At 29.3% G+C, this 20,200-nt stretch carries 19 protein-coding genes and 1 pseudogene; 3 read left to right on the top strand and 17 right to left on the bottom strand.

What is annotated here, in order from left to right:
- From CER22_RS32250 to CER22_RS32235, 4 genes are all read right to left on the bottom strand, one after another.
- Window positions 1-777: lysozyme family protein (locus CER22_RS32250; RefSeq protein ID WP_142293633.1), on the bottom strand; the 777-nt coding region annotated here is incomplete at its 3' end.
- A 238-nt stretch (window positions 778-1,015) separates the two neighbouring features.
- Window positions 1,016-1,402, bottom strand: a complete 387-nt coding sequence (locus tag CER22_RS32245) for a DUF1492 domain-containing protein (protein ID WP_088610641.1) — start codon at window positions 1,400-1,402, stop codon at window positions 1,016-1,018.
- A 102-nt stretch (window positions 1,403-1,504) separates the two neighbouring features.
- The gene (locus CER22_RS32240; protein WP_088610640.1) at window positions 1,505-2,404 is read right to left on the bottom strand and encodes a DnaD domain-containing protein; all 900 of its coding nucleotides are present in this window, start codon (window positions 2,402-2,404) and stop codon (window positions 1,505-1,507) included.
- Window positions 2,405-2,476: 72 nt separating this feature from the next.
- Window positions 2,477-2,713 carry a helix-turn-helix transcriptional regulator gene (locus tag CER22_RS32235; RefSeq protein WP_000527100.1) on the bottom strand — a complete coding sequence of 79 codons (237 nt, stop codon included), beginning with the start codon at window positions 2,711-2,713 and terminating at the stop codon, window positions 2,477-2,479.
- A 135-nt stretch (window positions 2,714-2,848) separates the two neighbouring features.
- Here CER22_RS32235 and CER22_RS32230 point away from each other — a divergent pair, with 135 nt between their 5' ends.
- Together CER22_RS32230 and CER22_RS32225 are read left to right on the top strand one after the other, a co-directional pair.
- The gene (locus CER22_RS32230) at window positions 2,849-3,277 is read left to right on the top strand and encodes a helix-turn-helix domain-containing protein (RefSeq protein ID WP_088610639.1); all 429 of its coding nucleotides are present in this window, start codon (window positions 2,849-2,851) and stop codon (window positions 3,275-3,277) included.
- Window positions 3,278-3,299: 22 nt separating this feature from the next.
- Window positions 3,300-3,728: an ImmA/IrrE family metallo-endopeptidase gene (locus CER22_RS32225; RefSeq protein ID WP_088610638.1), complete on the top strand. Its 429-nt coding sequence runs from the start codon at window positions 3,300-3,302 to the stop codon at window positions 3,726-3,728.
- 264 nt (window positions 3,729-3,992) lie between these two features.
- Here the strand turns inward: CER22_RS32225 and CER22_RS32220 are convergent, their stop codons facing one another.
- Window positions 3,993-4,355 (bottom strand): hypothetical protein, encoded by a 363-nt coding sequence (locus CER22_RS32220; protein WP_256943790.1) that lies wholly within the window; start codon window positions 4,353-4,355, stop codon window positions 3,993-3,995.
- 252 nt (window positions 4,356-4,607) lie between these two features.
- On the opposite strand from CER22_RS32220, the gene CER22_RS32215 reads away from it, so the two are divergent.
- On the top strand, window positions 4,608-5,093 hold the full coding sequence (locus CER22_RS32215) for a hypothetical protein (RefSeq protein WP_088610637.1): 486 nt from the start codon (window positions 4,608-4,610) through the stop codon (window positions 5,091-5,093).
- A gap of 537 nt (window positions 5,094-5,630) precedes the next feature.
- On the opposite strand, the gene CER22_RS32210 is transcribed toward CER22_RS32215, so the two are convergent.
- The 12 genes and pseudogenes from CER22_RS32210 to CER22_RS32870 form a co-directional block, all read right to left on the bottom strand.
- Entirely contained in the window at window positions 5,631-6,179 is a 549-nt protein-coding gene (locus tag CER22_RS32210; protein ID WP_256943791.1) for a S8 family serine peptidase, read from the bottom strand.
- 193 nt (window positions 6,180-6,372) lie between these two features.
- Window positions 6,373-6,489 (bottom strand): DUF4135 domain-containing protein, encoded by a 117-nt coding sequence (locus CER22_RS34070; RefSeq protein WP_256943789.1) that lies wholly within the window; start codon window positions 6,487-6,489, stop codon window positions 6,373-6,375.
- 376 nt (window positions 6,490-6,865) lie between these two features.
- Window positions 6,866-7,057 (bottom strand): hypothetical protein, encoded by a 192-nt coding sequence (locus CER22_RS32875; protein ID WP_098517154.1) that lies wholly within the window; start codon window positions 7,055-7,057, stop codon window positions 6,866-6,868.
- Window positions 7,058-7,497: 440 nt separating this feature from the next.
- Entirely contained in the window at window positions 7,498-7,749 is a 252-nt protein-coding gene (locus tag CER22_RS32200) for a DUF4318 domain-containing protein (RefSeq protein WP_088610635.1), read from the bottom strand.
- A 195-nt stretch (window positions 7,750-7,944) separates the two neighbouring features.
- Window positions 7,945-9,210, bottom strand: a complete 1,266-nt coding sequence (locus CER22_RS32195) for a lanthionine synthetase LanC family protein (RefSeq protein ID WP_088610634.1) — start codon at window positions 9,208-9,210, stop codon at window positions 7,945-7,947.
- 24 nt (window positions 9,211-9,234) lie between these two features.
- Window positions 9,235-10,533, bottom strand: coding sequence for a glycosyltransferase family 2 protein (locus CER22_RS32190; RefSeq protein WP_088610633.1), 1,299 nt, complete (start codon window positions 10,531-10,533; stop codon window positions 9,235-9,237).
- Window positions 10,534-10,623: 90 nt separating this feature from the next.
- Entirely contained in the window at window positions 10,624-11,910 is a 1,287-nt protein-coding gene (locus CER22_RS32185; protein ID WP_088610632.1) for a lanthionine synthetase C family protein, read from the bottom strand.
- A 72-nt stretch (window positions 11,911-11,982) separates the two neighbouring features.
- Complete coding sequence (locus CER22_RS32180; RefSeq protein ID WP_179211984.1) at window positions 11,983-13,263, bottom strand: lanthionine synthetase C family protein; 1,281 nt, start codon at window positions 13,261-13,263, stop codon at window positions 11,983-11,985.
- A gap of 153 nt (window positions 13,264-13,416) precedes the next feature.
- A complete protein-coding gene (locus CER22_RS32175) occupies window positions 13,417-15,210 on the bottom strand; it encodes an ABC transporter ATP-binding protein (RefSeq protein WP_088610630.1) in 1,794 nt (597 codons plus the stop codon).
- A complete protein-coding gene (locus tag CER22_RS32170) occupies window positions 15,203-18,394 on the bottom strand; it encodes a lantibiotic dehydratase (RefSeq protein WP_088610629.1) in 3,192 nt (1,063 codons plus the stop codon). Before CER22_RS32170 ends, CER22_RS32175 begins: the two co-directional genes overlap by 8 nt.
- A gap of 1,049 nt (window positions 18,395-19,443) precedes the next feature.
- Window positions 19,444-19,971, bottom strand: coding sequence for a nuclear transport factor 2 family protein (locus CER22_RS32165; protein ID WP_088610628.1), 528 nt, complete (start codon window positions 19,969-19,971; stop codon window positions 19,444-19,446).
- 159 nt (window positions 19,972-20,130) lie between these two features.
- Window positions 20,131-20,200: pseudogene (locus tag CER22_RS32870) on the bottom strand (nuclear transport factor 2 family protein); the annotation flags it as partial.

Raw genomic sequence — 20,200 nt, 5'->3', positions numbered from 1 at the left:
TCTCCAATAATAATGCTCTGCTTTTACCCAACGGCTTCTACCTAAATCTAACCAAACATCATTATCATCGCCCCAGTACGCATCCCAGTATAATACCTCTGCTGCTGTCGTAAAGTCCGCAATATATTTACCGTGTGGTCCATCGTAGTAATTAATGCCGTATCCTTCCCAGTATATTGATCTTGCCATCCCAATCCCCTCTGGTTGCGGAACACCGCCTGCATTAAAATCTACATATTGTTTAACAATTTCAGCGTAGAAGAAATTCCCTCCATTTTTATATCGGTAACCACCATTGTAGGCCACAGCAATCGGGTTACTATATCGAACCATGGCACCTGTTGTATTTCCAAGTGATGGCGCAACAACCGTTTTAGAGTACAGATCCGCTACCGGTAATGAATGTTGTTTATTGTTAGAAGCTAACCAGCGAAGGTAAGCTCGTCCAAAATTATATGATTGAACAATGGCACTTAAATCTGTAATACCATTTTTTTTCGCATCATCAAAAGCTCCTTTTAAATGCTTTACTCCATAATAAATTGAATCTTTAGGATTTTTAATTGTATTCATTGACCAGCCTTGTGATTCACTTGACTGCATAATATCAGGTGTTGTTTCAGAGTTCCCTCCACTTTCCACCATAATAATTCCAAGTACGTAAGGAACCAACTCAGAAACACCTTGTGCAGAACATTCACTTTCTACCATCGATTGCCAACGTAACACTTGTTGTGGCAGATTCTTTGTTTTAGCTGAAGCAGCTAATATACTCATTATTAAACATCTCCTTATTTCCCTATTATTTTTGTCTAAAGTACTACTACTTTACGAAATATGACTATCAGTCAAATACCTATTAATCTATAAAATTACTTCATGTTGCTCACCTTCTTTCACAACAAAAAGAGCAACCATAAAAATAGTTGCCCTTTCGTCGAAATCTTATATTACTACTATAAATCATTTTTTCAATACATTCTGTACACCGCATGTATCCTACAAAAAGGTAACATTAAAATCCATCTAAGAACTTGACAATCTTTCTTATTTCAGCATGTTTGCGTCGAATATAGCCTGTACTATAATGCAATTCATAAGCGATTTGTTCTAAGGTCATTCCATCAACATACTTCATTTTGAGTATTTGATGATCTAGACCTTTAAACTTATTAATTAAAATCTTTAAATCGAAAACTTCATTCATCTTATGTCCTAATTCATATTCAATAGCTCCAATCCGATCTTCTACTTTAGCCCCTTCCGATTGAGCAGTTAATCGTATATTTTGCAAGTCTCCACTAGTCCAGCGCTTTAACTCTACTTTTGATTTGTCTAAGTTATATTCTAAATATGCAATTTCTTCTTCTAATTTCTGATAATCTTTCAGCCAGTCAAACATAAAATAATTCACCTACTTTTCTTTATTTAGGTTCTACTTTTATTGGTACCACAAAGGTAAACTAATTCCAGATTCCAATTGTATTAAACATGTAGATGTTTCCTATGATTTATATTTTTTTAATAAAGCCTTTAATCTCTCACGCTCTTCATCTATATTTGATTGAGTATTATTTTGGGGTTGTTCCCCTGGATTTTCACCATCTTTTTGATGCAACCATTCCGGTACCATTTCCATTCGTTTGATATATCCTGAACCAATTTGTTTTTTATTCTTTGCAAGTTCAAACTGTACATCTAATTTAGTAATATCATTTAGTGTTTTTACCCTTTTAATTTCCCAATTTTTAAGAATTCTACGTACATACCTCCACTTTGGTATATTCTCATCAATTGATCTCTTTACTGCTTCCAAAATTATTTCACTACTTAATGCTTCGCAAAATTCACCGAGCTCTAGGATAGCTGTTTTACTTAACGGAATACCGTTTTTCAGCAAATAGCTATAAGCTATTTTAAAATCTTCATCCATCAATCTTTGTGATAGTAATTTATCTTGATTATCATGATGATAATTTGTATTTGGTATATCCGTATTTATTTCTTTAGTACTTTGTATATCCGTATTTAGTAGCTTAAGGTTTTCCACCGGTGGGTTCCCAGCAACAGGATTATCAACAGGTGGGTTTTCCACTGGTGGGAAATCATCCAATGGGATTTCGTAAATAATAGTCTCCCATCTAACAATTTTGTTTTTTGCATCTTTAATCGGAAATCTTTTAATATACCCATACTCTTTTAATTCCTGCATTCCAGCTCTTAAGCTATTAATACCGTCTTTTGCATGTTGCGATAACTCTTCTCTATAAAACACCCAATCATCTGGAAGTGTGAGTATGTAAGCTAATATTCCTTTCGCCTTCCAAGAAAGCCTCTTATCCTTTAGACCGGTATTATTAATAACGGAATAATTATTATCTTTTTTTACTCGAAAAATCCCCATATTATCTACCTCTCATATTTTCAAACCTTTTTTACTTACTTATTGCAACCTTTAACTTCCTCATGAAAAAATCTACTTTCCAGACTTATTAAACCAAAGCGAGGCCAAAAAGAACTTAAAGTTCGATTTATTACTAAAAAAAATATCATCTACACTCTTATCAAAAAACTGTGCAATCTTCCTAGCTGTCTCCATTGATGGCGTTCTTTCTTTTTGATCTATCATTCGAATATAGCGTTCAGTTACTCCGCAATAGCTAGCAATTTCTTTATATAAGTTTTTTTTCGGATCGTACATTTTATTTCCCATTATCCTACCTCCATAAGAACAATTAGTTCTAAATACAGATTAAAGAATTAATTGTTCTTTGTCAATGCACAAAAGAACTTTTTGTGCTAAAATAAATTCGAAGAGAACAATTAGTTCAATGGAGAGGTGAACAATATGATAGGACTTAGAATAAAATCCTTACGAAAAAAAGAGAATTTAACCCAAAAACAATTGGCAGAAAAAATCGGGGTATCCCAAAGAATGATAGGTTACTACGAATCAGAAGAGAGGTTCCCTCCACATGATGTTTTAACTAAATTAGCTGATTGCTTTTCAGTTTCAACTGACTATTTACTTGGTCGATCTGTTACAGACGAACCAAACGAACAAGTAACGCCAAAAGATGAGAAAGATATAGCAAAAAGAATGGAAAAAATAAAGAAAGATTTACAAGGCGAAGATGGCTTAATGTTCTCTGGTGAACCTATGAGTCAAGAAGCAGTAGAGTCATTATTAGATGCGATGGAGTACATTGTAAAACAAACAAAAGTAATCAATAAAAAATACGTGCCTAAGAAATATCGTAATCCAGACGATAACTGATGCAAGCTTAGGAGGGAAAACATTGAAATTCGTCATTAGAGATCTAGTCCAACAACTTTGCACCAAATACAACACGACAAACCCCTATGAGCTTGCAGATTACTTAAAAATACATGTACTAACATGGGATTTACATGAAGAAATAAATGGTTTTTATAAATATGAAAAAAGAAATCGTTTCATTGTTATTAATACTAATTTATCTCCATCTATGCAGAGAACTGTTTGTGCCCATGAATTAGGACACGCGGTTCTACATACTCATGCAAATACACCTTTTCTGCGTAAGAATACATTCTTTTCCGTTGATAAATTAGAGATAGAAGCAAATTCGTTTGCTGCGCTTTTGTTAATTGACAAAAAGACCATTCAACCTGGCGATACAAAAGCATGTATAGCATACAAAAATAATATTCCAATTGAACTTTTGGAATTTTACAAGCCTTGCTAAAGGAATTAAAATGTTTTAATTGTTGGTTCAAACGCTGACGAGAAAAAGAGAGTGCTCCATCGTTAAAACAGAAGAAATGAAATAATATCTATTGTTTAAAAAATCTATACAGTTAAAGCAAATAAAAAAAATGCACCTCCAATTGTTAATTATGTGTCTAACAATTGGGGTGCACTTTAATAACTGTAGGTCTTTTTCAAAAAATCAATAAGCCCTAATATTGTCCATCCTTCACTGTACGAAAATCAATACACTACTTAAATATTACTTTCCTTGTACAGAAATTCCTAATACATAGTAATCTGGATGTAGAGTAACTACAGACTCCCCAGGTCTTACCCACTGTAGAGGACTTACATTTAATTCTACGCTATGATTATCTTTTTCAAAACGATTGATATAATCCTTATCATTTTTTACAAAACTATCAATTTCTTTTTTTAATTCTGGATTTGGATTTACTAATCTATCAATCTCTTTATCAAGAGTGAAATTCGGATTTATCATATGCATCCAGTTTTTCGCTAGCTCAACAGTTGATTTGTCAACGACAAACATGAAATAGAAGTTATCTTCATCCTTCCCTTCAAACCCAAATGATTCATGTAAATCAACCATTCTTGGCAAATTAGAAGTATATCATTGAATTGTTGATGCTACGCTACAAATCTATATTCAAAGTTCACATTATAATTCTTATTTATTTTAATAATAAGATTTTGACCTTAATTAGAAATAGATTGCTCTATTAAGGGTGAAGTTTCAATATGAAATTATTTAGTTTGCTCTCGCAATATAGCAAACATTATCAAAAAAACAAATAGTGGAATTGATATAATTAATATCGTATATAATAATAGAAAGGCGGTATCAACATAAATGATATATATTAAACCTTCAGAATGGGTCTTAGCCGGAAAAACACCTAGTAAGTACATTACATATCTTGACCATGAAACATTATATTTAGGGAAACCTTCTTTATGCTTATATTCTTTAAAAGAAAAAACGATTGGTCATGGTACTACATTTATAATTTTAGACGGAAGTTCCTACTGTAATAAAAGAATTAGACTTTCAGGAGCATTAAAGACCGAAATGGTTCACAAACATGCTGGTTTATGGATTAGATCTGAAAATAAAACATCTGATTTATTTGGTTTTGATAACAACTATCCTAATTCAGGGTTTGGAACAAATTCTTGGAAAGACTATCATATTACCTTGGACATCCCACATAATTGTCAAACATTAGGATTAGGTGTTGAGTTGAATGGATCTGGAAAGGTATGGTTGAATGACATAAAACTTGAAATTGTAGATAATACCGTTCCATTAACCTATTATGTGATAAAGAATGTTTAAAAAACTCTTTTGTAATCTACTGTATTTCCTCTCCCAATTATCAATCATATTAAATACATTCAATGCTGATATTGCGGACTAGGACATATCTTAGCACCCTAAAGTTTTCCACAATTCTTTTCTGAATAAACCCTAAAGGCATCGTTAGATTACTTATAAGCCTTTTCCCAAAACGGCTTTCTTTTCAATGAGCTTCAGTTGAGCAATTAACTTACGTTAGTTGCGGTTTCTCTTTATGGTGGTATAAATTTAAAAACACCCTTAACTATTTTTCCATATCCTTTTGTGCTGTAGTTTATATGATATAGATAACATAAATGATATATCTATAAATTACATACGAGCATTTTTTTAGTTTTTAAGGTTGTCTTGGTAGTAATGTTTCCGTATCCCTTTTGCCTTTGAATTTGATGAATCTTTGGTGCACCATAATTTTTCCACTATCATAATTAATTGCAAAATTGATTACCTCTGCAGTTAATAGAAAAATAGGCCTCAGATAATTATCTGAGGCTTACATATCCACTGTATACTATATTATTTTTGTAATGACTTATACAAATCAATTTTATTGTTTTCATTACTATTTCTTTTTAAATGTTGAATTGCCTTATTTGGGTTCTTTTTATAACCATATTTATCGATTATTAATGCTAAAGCTGCTGATACTTTTGGTGCAGCTAATGAATTTCCATAGTTAAAATAGTAGCCCCCTTGAGGATGAGCAACAAGAATTATTCCTTTTTTAAATAACTCATCTTCCATCCATTTCTCTGGACCATACATGTTCAGCAATTCGATATCACCGCCAGGAACTGTAAAATCTATTGCATTTCTTCCATAATTCGAAAATGATGCAACAGTTTGCTTAGGACCAGTCGAAGCAACCGAAATAATATGAGGTAATTGGGATAGAATATCTTGTACTATGCCTTTCGCAAATTTCCCTTCATCTTTTAATCCATTATTTAAAACATTTAATAACTCACTATTTTTATCAATGTTTACTGAATCATTTCCTATAGCACTCACAACAATGATTCCTTTTTTCTTTGCGTAATCAATTGCCTTTCGATAAGCTTTAATTTCTGCACTATTATTTTTGCTACCCTCTCAATATTTTCCTGTTTTCAACATATATGGGCCTGCACTTATATTTATAATATCATTTTCCTCTTTTGTAGATTCAATAATTCCTTTAACAATCCAGATAGCTTCTGCAAAACCCACTCAAAATAATCCATACATGATCTCAAACGCTTTTTCCCTATCTAACATGTCACCTAATAAATCTGGATGATATAATTGTCTCTAAATCTATTATTACTGGGTATTCACCATAAGCTATTAGGTTCTCAATATACATAACAGAAGCATTTATTAAATATAATGCCAATTATCTGACCACTTTTCGTGTAATATTCATGGAAATCTTCATATAAAATAAATTCTGCAAGAAAATAACTACTTTCATAAATTCCTTTAATAATTTTTATATCTAATATATTATCGTGTGATTAAATTCATTATAGGCTTTACTTAATTCTATATTCTCTGGCTTGTATATTACTCTATGCTTTTCGTTAAATATTAACTCCATTTCTTTAATCTATATTTAAGTTTATCTTCTATTTAACTTACTATTTTGGGATTTGACTTATACTTATAGATTTATTTACTTAATTAAAAAAAGAAGTTGTCTCCAAAAGTTCGCTTTTAGCGAACTTCTGGGACAACTTCTTTTTTGTAATCTATCTTTGATGACAAAATTATTAACCGCCACATGGAACTGTATAGCCTGTACAACATGTAGAACATAAACAAGTGTTCCATTGACCGTTTTTTGTACAATATGCCAAACTATTAATTGTAGCCGTTGTACAGTTGTTAGTAACAGCCAGTGTTTGAGTATCTTGCGATTTAACTGATTGAAGATCAAGATCAAATTCATCAAATTTAGACATTTCCATTCCCCTTTTCTATAATTTAACTGTATCATGATACAATTAAATTATAGAATTTTTATCCAAAAATGTCAATTTATGTTTAGTTTTATTTTTCAAAAAATTTATTGACCTATTTCCTTTGTATTAATTATTTTTTAATACTAAATATATAATTTTATCTATTACAAAAACTATAGCTCCCCAATTCAAATCTAATCTAATTAAATAATATAATGATATACTATTAATTATAGGTATAATTTCACAATAAAATTCCCCTTATTTTTTACAAAGGAAAAATATAAAAGATATCTCAACAGAAACTCTATTTCTTTTCCCTTGAATTCCTATACTAATATAATCCATAATCTAGGACATAACATTACCAAATATTCAATTAACTCATTATAAAAATATTTCTAATTTATTGATTAAATTAGAAATATTTTTTATCCCACTTATACCTCATTACAAGATATGTAATAACCTCCACGCGCCATGCTTATTTCAGCACGATACAACTTATCATCTAAATAAAAAGTTACCGGCTTTACTTTACTTTCAAAACGTAGCTCTTCTTTAGATCCTGCCGCATATTTCTCTATTTCTTGACATATGGTTTGAGCAGAAGGATAAGTTAATGCTTCATCTAATTCAATAAAAAAACTCTTTTTAAATAACTTTTTGAAAAAACCATTTTTTTCATTCATTGTATCCATTTCCTTTCTACTGAAAGTTAATCTTTTTTAGGTTATATGCAAATTTTACTTTTCCTTTGAATCATTATTTGCATCCTTAAAAGTAAAAAAATTCAATCTATTATAATTATAACACAATGTGATTCTGTAATAAAATACCCTACTATAAATGGTAATTATAAATTTAGATTATGCTTTTCAACAAAATCATCGTATACCCATATAAGGATGTAATAGGTCTTTTACATTTGAAAAAGTTGATAGTAATGACAAGAGTATACCTGTATATCCCTCTCTTATGGTATTATCATGAAAGTATTCTGCTTCATTAATTTTCCCAGATATCAGCTCTATTCTCTTAAACTTAAATTTAGGTTCTTGATTGTTAGCATACAAATCCAGAACTTTTTTTAATAGTTCATTATTCATTTTTAGATACCTAATAGAGACGTCATCTCTATACATTGCATCAAATATACATAATAAGCCTGTATATCCAGTTAATAATGAACCATTTGTAACAATAAACTCCGGTAAAAACATGCGGCTCTTCTCTATAATAATTTTATTTGCCCAATCCGTTAACTTATAATCCTTTAAGCACTTTCCAACTAAATATAACACCCTCGCAATCGAAAGAGCACCATATGACCAGGTTTCTTTCATATTATACATATTTTTCAAATCTTCTTTAGTATCTAATTTCAATAAACCAGGCCAATAAGTGATTGTATCTATACGTTTAGCATACTCCTGATATGTAAGAATTATATTTTTTATAGATTCTATCTGTCCTGAAACGACAATATTTTTACTATAAGATTTAGCCATAACTAAAAGTATACCGGCTATACCATTACTTAAACTAAAATCTAAAGTTTTTTCATAAATATCAATTTGTTTATAGATTCTACTTTTATTACTATTCTCTTCATAAATTATAGAAACAAAAATTTGGAGAAGTTGTTCAATTGTTGATTGATATTCATAACCAAATTCGAGTAAATAATTACATATGCTAGCCAAACCTGAAGATAAGGAAAAGAAATTATACCCTACATTATGTTTATTCTCATAAAAATATTTGATATAAATCTGTGTCAAATCAACAAGATAATGATTCAAAGAATAAATAAATTTTTCGAAATAACCCGTATTTCTCCAAACAAAATAACTAGAATAGAGTGTATCAATTAATTTTGTATCAGGGAACACCTCTCTACCTAACTTACTTTTTAATATCTCCTCTCTAATAATTTTCATATTCTTCATCAAAATATCATCCCAAAAAACCTTGTCTTTAAAAATGTTGTATCCATAACCAATAAGCATATTATTAGTCACAGATTTTTCAAATGTTATATTATCATCACATGCTATATATTTGAAATAGTTGTTAAATATACTTATAAGTTTTTTATTATCATCATCACTTATTACCTTAATAATTTCTTTCTCATTAATTATAGACATGATAAATAATCCTCTCTAGAATAATTATACTAAGTAATTCAATTGATAAAGATAATTTTTATATTGATGATATTCATCCATATTATGATTGAAGTAATTCAAACGCATAATTAAATCATCTAAGTGATAGCCCTGTGTATTTAATGCCGATCCATTTGTTTTCGAATGATTCTCTCTATATTTCTTTACTTCATTTAATTTTATCTCTAGATCCTTTTCTATCTTAATCAAATATATTAATTGTTCTCTATAATAAATGTCTGTTTCATCTAACCCTGCGTTATTTTTTCGCAAGTTCTTTATTAGAGGGGCAGTTTTTTCAATTTCCTTCATACTTATATACAAGTCTATTAATAAAGTATGTGCCCAATAATAACAATAAGTAAAGAAATAATTTTCCCTTGCTTCACACAAATTAATTGTTTCTTCACAAAGTTGAATTATATAATTAGTACTTAGTTTTCTCATCCCATCCCTTACTAAATAACATTTCCATAGTGGATTATTAGGCTCCATTTCTATACATTTCATTAGTAAATCCACATTTCTACTCTCTTTATCTTTAGTTATAAAAATGTCATTACGGTAACCATCATGTCCAAACTTAATGTTTAGTCCTATATTAGGGACAAAATCGTATGAATTTTTATTTTTGCGGAGCATTTCATGAACATTACCATAATATTGATATCCAGCAACTCTTTTCAATATCCGTGGATTATTATACAATTCATGGTTATTAGAATTTATGATATTTGGACACATACATAAATCATCATTATAATAAATACTGAAAAATGAAATTATTTCTTTGATACTATGTTCCTCTTGATTTAAATAATACTCATCAGCATCAATAAAAAATACCCACTCTGATTCTGCTAAATCTAGCCCATAGTTTCTTACTTTAGAGAAGTCATTTTTCCACTCTGTATGGTAAATTTTTAATTGTGGAATCTGTTCTTGAAGTGAATGCAAAATATCGATTGTATTATCGGTTGATCCCGTATCTACAACAATAATTTCATCAAATTGACATGACTGAATACTTTCGATGCATTTCTTTATATACTTTTCTTCATTCATACATATAATGATAGCTGAAATTGTTATAGGTTGAATTTTCTCCAAAGCTTCAAGGGCATCTAAAACATCCTCAATCTTTAAATCGAGAGATTTTGTTACAATATTTTTATAAATATCGTTTGATATGTTGGTAATGTATTTTGTCATACGTTTTAAATATGCTAATTGGTTCAAGTCTAAACAAAGTTCCTTATGATTAATTAAATCAAATGTACTACTATCATAAATAATATCCATAGGTACTCCTCCCCTGGTGAGAAATCACCAAATCAAATTTTATTACATGGATTTTATGAATATTTACATTATTTTATTGATAAATTCTATTTAAATCAATAAATGCGTATCTAATGATGTACTTTCATGATATAAGGATAACAGTGCCAGTATAATACCACTTGCGCCACTAATAAATAGGTATGTATCCTGTTTGTCTAGTATATATTTCCCATCATCCATTCTCAATTCAACATCAATAAATCCGTATTTAGATGCTTCATCAAACATGCTTATAATTTTTTTTCTAATATGATCTATTCTCTGTTTTATTAAAAGCGATTCTTCCTTTTCCCTTATAGTGTTAGCTAATATTGATAACACTCCTGCATATCCATGGCATAATGTAGGAGAAATCAAATTATACTCTTCTATACCCATTTTTGCTCTTTCTTCTATAATTTTATAAGCCCACTCTTGCATTTTATTATCCATTAATGCATTAGAGGCTATAAAAATTGCCCTTGCAATACCTATGCCTCCGTAACACCAACCGTCTCTAACATTCGTCTTTTCTTTAACTTCAGATAAATATTCCTCAAAAGATAATATCATTGGCCAATAAGTATATCCTTCACTTCTAATAGAATATTTATTATATAAATTTATTATATTTAATATAGCCTCTTTCTGCCCCTTTACAATAATGCCATTTTTATAAGCCTTACTTAAAATCACAAGTGGCCCTGCAATACCATGTGCCAATCCAAGATTTATATAACCATTAGGGTAATTAGTCCTGTTCTCTATATCTAAATTTTTTTGGTGAATATGCCAATTTGGTATAACATTACCATTAATATTTTTATAAGAACAAATATGTACCAAAAGTTCTAATGCCCTCTTAGTTATTTCTTCATACCTTCCTAATAATAATAGATAACTAGTAACACCAGATAAACCAGATATAACATCATAGTCAACTTCTTCTAAACTTTGAATCTTTTTATTTAAATTATCCATTTTAGAAAGAAGCTTACTTGTTAAAAGCATATTGATTTTTTCCAAAAACTTCTCATAATTACCTGTATGTTTATTTACTGTGTATACAGATAGAGCAACTTCTGTTAACCCTCCAAACAGAGCCATTTCACCTATTAAAGTATTTTCCATTAATCCTTTTCGAATAATTTTCATATTATTGTAAATTAATTCATCTGCTATTGACTTCGATTCTATAAATCTGTAACATTCAGCTATCACCATATTCATTGTCACAGCTTTATAGAAAGTTATATTTCCAGTTAGAGTATCAATTTGAACTTTTTCAAAATACTTATGAAGTATTTTTGAAAGCTCATTGTCTATTACTTTGAAAATAAATATATTTTTTTTCACCTATAATCCCCTTCATTTCTATAAACCTATCATTATAACAAACTCCTAAAAAAACTTTTCTATCAATCAAATTCAAATTACTAATTTATTCATAAAAGTGTCTCCAATACATTCATTAGCGTATAAAAGTGCTAAAATAATACCTGCTGTTCCATCAAGAAATGTATTTTTGTCCTCCCTAATCTCCCCTATATTCTTTGAAGATTCTATATTCCAAAAACCATATTGAGAATTTTCATCGTACATATTTATAATTTGTTTTCCAATTTTATCCATCCCTTGTTTTAAAATGCTACTTGCTTGTATATTATAGGTACTCTTTAATATACTTAGCACTCCTGCATACCCATGACATAGTGTAGGTGAATTAAGTAGTAATTCTTTTATCTCTAACTGTGATTTTTGTTCAATAATACTAAGTGCCCAATTACTTAGTTTGTGATCCTCTATACAAATCCCTGTATTAAGTAAAACTTTTGCAATACCAATCGCCCCATAGCACCAACTTTCATTATTTACTTCTTTATGAAAATTGTTTTGGTTATCGAGGAACTGCTCTGGACTAAGCATATTTGGCCAATAAGTAGAACCGTTTAATTCATAAACACATCTTTTATATTCATTTACAATGTTAGCAATTGCGTTTAAATGATTTTCTACAATAATACCTTTTTTATAGGATTCTCCCAATACCATTAAAGGACCTGCAATACCATGAGCTACACCAAAATTCAAATATCCTGTAGGATAATTCACTCTATCCCTTTCCACTCGTAAATTTTCTTTCTTTATATGCCACCTAGGAAGTAGTAATTCTCCGTCCTTCTTGTATCCACTCATATAAACAAGGATATTAAGTAATTTAACAGATAAATTATTCATTTTTTCTTCTTCTGTAAATAATAATAAATACTTTGTAATACCAGAAATACCATAAATAGCATCAAAGTACTCAGTACTTATATTATTCTTAACGTCAATATATTTTAGATACCTTTCAGTCCATTCTATTAACAACTGATTTATTTTATCTAAAAACTTCTTATAATAACCTGTTTTCTTATATACTGTATATATTGAAAGAGCAACTTCTGTTAACCCACTATAAAGTGATGGTCTATCATATAATTCACCACTTGTTATGGCCCCTTTAATTTTCAACATGTTTTGATATATAATTTCATCTATTTCTATCTTATTAGCAAAAAAATCATATCCTTCTCCTAAAACTAGAAGTGTCGCACAGGTTTCTTCAAACCCAACATTTTTTTCACTATCTTCTACAATTTTGCTAATATACTTATCTATTATATCTTCCAATAATTTATTTTTAACTTTTATATCTTTTACCATATTTTCTTTCTCCTTTAAGATAAAATGGAAAAAATAACTTTTTATTTTAATCATATAAGGTATAAGAAATTAGCCTTTTAAGTTTACGCATAGTCAATAATAACTACGCGTAAACCTATAGTACACTTATTACTCCTATATTTTCTCATTTCCCTAGACATTAATGATTCCATGAGCGGATTTATTATACATCCTCTGATATAATTCCGAATTATCCATCAAATCAGAATGATTTCCACTATCAACGATTTTACCTTCTTCAAGAATAATTATTTTATCTGCTAGTTTCTCTATATCTGTTATTCTATGTGTAATAATGATAGAGATTTTTTCAGACAAAACTTCTTGAATATTTTTAAATAATTGAATTTCTGATATTGGATCCAGTGCCGCCGTCGGTTCATCCAGTATCAGGAATTTCGAATTTTTTAAGAGTGTTCTACTTATAGCGATTTTTTGCCATTCCCCACCAGATAATTGAGTTCCATCATCAAACCAATTACCTAACTGCGTATCAAGTCCTTGATTTAAAACCTTATTAAATCCTGTCATTTCAATACTTTCATTCAATTTATCATCATTCTTTATTTGATCTAAGTTTCCAACTCCAATATTTTCTCTAACTGTCATTTCGTATCTAGAAAAGTCTTGGAATAATACAGATGTTAATTTCCTTAAAGAACTTTTATCTATAAGTTTCAAGTTGATATTATTAATGAATATTTCCCCTTCATAATCATCGTAAAAACCTGATAAAATTCTAATTAGTGTTGTTTTACCAGAACCATTTTTTCCAACAATACCTATTAATTGGTTTGAAGAAATAGATAAGTTAATATTTTGTAAAACAAAGTTATGATTATCTTTATATTTATAACTTAAATTCTTTATCTCAATAGAATGGATATCTTCTAATTTATATGTTCTTTTCGGATCATAATTTGGTGGTAAATCAAGAAACTCAAATAACTGGCTAATATACAGGCTTTCTTTATAAATTGAAACTATATTATTTAAAAGAGCGGTTACACTTTCTTTTACTTTAGATACACTATTAATATAAGCCATTGTATCTCCAAGCATTATTTTTTTAAAAAATGTATCTATTACAATTAAAAGAAAAATGAACCCCAACATAATTTGATCCAGTACTCCAAATAAAACACCAAATTTAAATCGCTTCTTTATAATAGGCATTTCAGAATTTACTACAAACGAGTATACCTCTTTATATTTTTTAACAAAATATGAATTGAGGTTATTCAGTTTGATTTCTTTGAATGCTATATCCTTGGTTAGCAAATATCCAACATACCATAGCATTCTATCTTTACCAGTTCTATTTCTCCGAATAACATATTGTTCTTCATTGATTTTGAGCATTTTTAAAGATGTAATTATAGGAATTAAAGAGATGAGTAAAACTATCCACCACTTCCATAAAATAAGGACAATCGATACACTGACTAATGTAATAACTTTCTGTATCACATTAATGTATGTAGTATAATAAGAAAAAAGTGTTCCTTCGCTTCCTTGCTCAGCACGTTGAATAACATTGTAAATAGTAGGATCCTCAAATTGTTTTAAAGACAATCCTTTTGTCTTTTTTAAAATCATCATCTTCAATTCTCCAGCAAACTTAAGACTAAATTTTTCTCCATAATAGCTATCTACCTTCACAATTAAAGTGTTTGTCAAATCTACTAACACATAAAATATAGCAAGAGAAAGAGTAGCATATAAGTTAACATTAAGAGTTTGTAAAGAATTAATTAAATACCTCATAATTGTAATTAATGTCACCGGTATTAAGCTACTAACAAGCATAACAAATAGGTTAAGTGCTATATATTTAGAATTACACTGCAATAAAATCTTTAAAACTCGATTGAAAACCTTCAAATTTCTTTTTAATAAATTAAAATGATTCTTTATTTTAACCATGAGAACCAACTACAGTTTTTTTCTTCTGTATGGAATTTTTAAAGGCTTTTAAATCATATAAACTATGTGCAACTAACGCCATAATTAACCTTTCCCATTCCGTATCACCTTTAAATCTGTTACAAAACATATGAATAATGCTTAATAAAATAGATTGTTTACTATTGCAAAGCATACCTCTTTGGTCTAAGTTATCGACAGACTGTCTATACATCAAAGTTTTTTCTTGTTTTTTTCTTATCAATTCATACAAATTACCTTCTACTAACTGTTTGTTGCAAAAAGCTTCCCAGTTTGCGAATTGCATGTATTCTTTTCTATGCTTTCTATACTGATCTCGATATTCGTTCTGATTTATTATTTTTGAAAATAATTTCTCTTGATCCTCAAATGTAACATTAAATTGTTCCATTATTGAAATAATGCTTATAATGGCAACCTTCTCATCATCATACTCTATCTTTTTTTCTCTAATTAATTTAATAAGTTGCCCAACATACATACTATCAGCATAAAAATAATCTTCTGCACTCTGTATGACTTCAGCACCGCCATATCTTTCAAGCTCTCTAACATAATTTTCAATCTGTAAAGTGTTCACCAGACCTTTATTATTTAGATTTTTAATAAATTCCTTTAAATATGTCTGTACTAAAAAGTCATTTTCACCAATAACTTGTACTCTTAGTCGAATATGTACCTTTGGGTCAGCATATCTTAAGAAAAAATATTTGGATATTAATTTTCTCTCAACTAACATTTCACAAAAATCAGACAAATAATCCCCGATTAATTCTTCCATCCTAATTTTAGGCGTATATAATTTATAATAATACCACCCTTCATTTCCAGGTAGTAAATCCCTACTTTTCTCTTGAATACTAAATTTACTCCTATTACGTGATATATTAGATTCCGTTTGAATCGACTCTATAACATAATTTTCTACTTTATCCTCTTCCGAAATTACACTTTTTCTAATTAACGGAATTGTCAATTCACAACAATACCTTTGTGAATTCTTATCTTTAACAATTAGATTATTAATATCTTGATTCATTTCCGTTTCTGTTAGAAGTACATCATCATTATGTTTTTTAATGATATGAAATAGCTCCTTTATATGTGTATGGCTACATAAATCAAACAGTAATCGATTATCATTTTCTTTTTGATAAACATAACGCGGAATTTTATTCTTTTCTCTCCAACTCGCAAAACTCAATTCAAATTCTTCGTAGGAACTTAAATTAAGTTTCTCTTTTTTTATCTTCCACGATGAGGGTATTAGCACAATATTATCATACATTATCCTAGGTACATGATCGAATTTCCCAATTTGGAACATTAGTGCTATATCTAGTAAATTCAAGTGATACCCAAAAGTAATATCTTTTAAAAACCTTCCTATATTGCTTCCATTCATAGGAGTCATCATATGATGAGAAGTAATATAAAGCTTTTTATTTAAACTTCTTGATTTCACATAGAATTTATCTCTACTTATTCCTACGTATAAATCTGTAATATCTATTTTTTCTTTTGTATTTATTGGATTTGTTGCTATACATAATTCATACTCCACATTATTACTATTGATTGTAACATTATTCCCTCTTCCATGTTGCAAACATTCCGATAATTCAACCATTATATATTCATCATTAATAGTTTCTTTTTCTTTATTATATATTTCTGCTTTAATCCACTGTGCTTCATCCTCATCCAAAATATCTAGAAACCTTCCAAATGACTTACCAGCTTTATTAGATCCGAAGTTAGGACCAATAAATAATAGATAGTTGCCTTTATCTATTTCTTCACAACTCTGTGCAGAGACTATAATATTAAATTCTACTGAAGGTGCAAATTCTTCTTCTTTTGGTATATCACTATCTCCCACCATTTCACTTATATCTTCGTCAGTTAATTTAATAATCTCATTCTGAATTGCATTAGCTTCAATGATTCTATGTTCGATAAATTCTGTAATCTTTTTTACCTCTGCATTTGGTATTTCAGGTACATAATTCTTATATGATACTGGATTTAAGTAACCAGCTGGAGCTCCTAAACCAATATCTTCATCTAATAATTCTAAAAGTTGCACCTCTATATCCATTCCGTATTTTTCTATAAATTCCTCTTTATATGCCTTTATGGAATTATTCTCCCAACCACTTACCCCCAATCTCTGTAGCATATTACAATACTTTTCCATATCTCTCCCTACACATTTATTAAGTGTGTTTTGGTTTGTAAAAATCCTTGTATCAACTTGTAAATAATTTTCATTTTCATAAATTTCTTTCATCTCTTTTTTAATATCAAATAATAGTGAAATGCTTTCACCGATAGTTTGTGTATTATACTTATTAATTTTAGTGGAAATAATCAACAACTGATTATATAAATCATCTGAACCCTCAATCTCTTTAACTTGTTTTATAACATATTCAAACGGGTTAATATCCGTTAATGGTGGTCTTAAGTTAGTAATTAAATAATCATAACGAACTAGTTCTTCTAAATAGTTATAAATTTTATCTTCGTTAACATGAGGGTATTTACTTGATATTATACTTACTAGATCTTCAATTCCAATAAACTTTTGAGTATTTTTCATTACTATTTGTAGCACATCCGACCAACGTATTGAAGCCGTTAAATCACCACTTTTTTGGTTAATCATTCCTACATTACTTACATATGGATTCTCTAATCTATCACCTTTTTGATATACTAATTCATTATTTTTCACCTTAATAGATTTAAAGATCATTCTATTATGCTCGATACTATTGATGACCCCATACAACCATCCCATATCCGGTCGCATTCGTTTCTTAAAACTTTTTATTTCATCAAGTTGTATATTTGAAAAAGCATCAAAGTGTCCGATGTCTACTCCTGAAAATAACCCATAAGGTGTTGTACGAGTAGACATTCTAATTAAATATTTGATTACGGAACTAGATACCTTATTGTTGATTCTATCTAAATTATTAAATAAATTTATACTTCCAATCTGAATTGCTTCTCTAATTTCTTTTGTCTCCAATATTTTTTTGAGTTCTACCTCTAAGTCAACATCATTAGAAAAACAAATGCTTTTATAGAATTCAACAGGCAGTATTGGTGTTCTTAACATATAAAAATCACAAGATTGATATAAATTTTTCATAAGCAATATCTACACCTTTCTTTTTTAATACGAAAACGCATACAAACATAGCTATAGATTCTTTAGCCATGAATACCACATCCGACCAATCTGTAAGCTTCACGCCATACCAGCAAAAATACACAAATTTAAAGTTATAGGATGTTTTCCCATTTATTAAATAAAAAAAATTATACTGCTGAATATTAAGTCTATATTCAGCATGATTACAGAATTTACGATACAGGGAAGCCTATATAAGACTTTAGTCTGTCTTTAGACGTGGGATGAAAGCATCGTTTTTGCATAGCAAAACATAGTATACTTTATTCATAGCTATGCAAAAGACGTAAAAACATTAGAGAACCAACAATCAATAGTATATTCACAGTACCGTAGCCCACGAACCTATATGGTCTGTTGTGGGAGTGGTGATGGCACACCACAATCTTACAAGTCAGTGATACCCAAAATGAACTTCGCCTTTTTGTAGCAAGAATCCCACTGAAGTGAGTCAGCTGGCCCCTTTAGGGGCGGGAGTGTCAAATACTTCACTCAAATAAAAATTATCTTTCCTTGTTGTAAATCTCACCTATATTTTATATTTTTTTGGTTTTTTTGTCAAAATAAGTAACCTTTTTACTTTTGCTACACAACATAAATTATTTACTCGGGATATATATGATTCTTTACAGAATTAATATAAGACTTTGTCCATTTCTTGTTTATTCTTTAAATTAATATTGGAAAGCATACTAATAAACATTTTTAGAACACGTTAATCATTGATTTTTTGACTAGAACAAAGTCATCCTTCATACCATCTCACTTTTCTTGGAAACTCATGTATTTAAAAATGTAAAAGTACTATATGAAATACATTCGACAAAATCATTCAAATTCCTTTTTCAATTGCGTTTTTCACATCCACAATTTCCCATATAAAAAGGTGTCCTAGTACCATATCTACTAGGACACCCCTTCATTTTAATCATATATACATAACCTCTCTAAATTTCTAAATTCTATACATCTCTTTCACTTAAACAATAATTAGATATATCTTCTATCTAAAACATAGTATTATCATTAGCTGCCTCATTTGGAATCTCTTGAATTACATCCCAGTGTTCGACAATCTTTCCATCCTTTATACGGAAAATATCCACTATAGCAACTCCCTTATCTTGAGAATTAATACGAGAATGTACATGAAGAGCAACTGTATCTCCTTCAGCTACTACACGTTTAACTTCTGCAGAGGAATTTGGATTTTTAACAAAGTCCTCCTTAAAGAAATCCATGAAGGCTTTTCGTCCATCAGCAACAAAAGGATTATGTTGCTTATAATTTTCGCTTACATATTTAGGGATAATATCAATATTATGCTTGTTAAAAACTTCATTATAGAAATCAACTACCATCTTTTTATTCTTTTCTTTTTCTGTCACATTATCTTTCGATACTGGTGCAACATTCTCGCTCTTTATTGAATGACCTTTGGTATTACCAGTTGAAGCTTGAAATATCAAAGTCGACACAATTCCTAAAATAAACACAGAAATCATTATTACTATTAAATTTTTCTCTAATTTCATATATATTTACCTCTTCTAACTTTATAATTCGTCTTCGATAATACGCTCGATAAAGGAAAAAACTCTCCTAGAATGTGACGTAAGAAATATTGTTAGGAAAATAAAATCCATCTATCCTAACAATACTCCTTATACGAGGCACATTAGAAATTAATAACTCTAGCTTAATACCTCATTAACAGTTGCACTGTCCACAATTTGAATAAACTTCTTAACCTTATCGTTCTCA

It is taken from the genome of Bacillus sp. K2I17 (assembly GCF_002209985.1).
Lineage (GTDB): Bacteria > Bacillota > Bacilli > Bacillales > Bacillaceae_G > Bacillus_A > Bacillus_A wiedmannii.
Note: the sequence above shows the minus strand (reverse complement) of the source record. Positions and strands in the feature narration are given on the sequence as shown.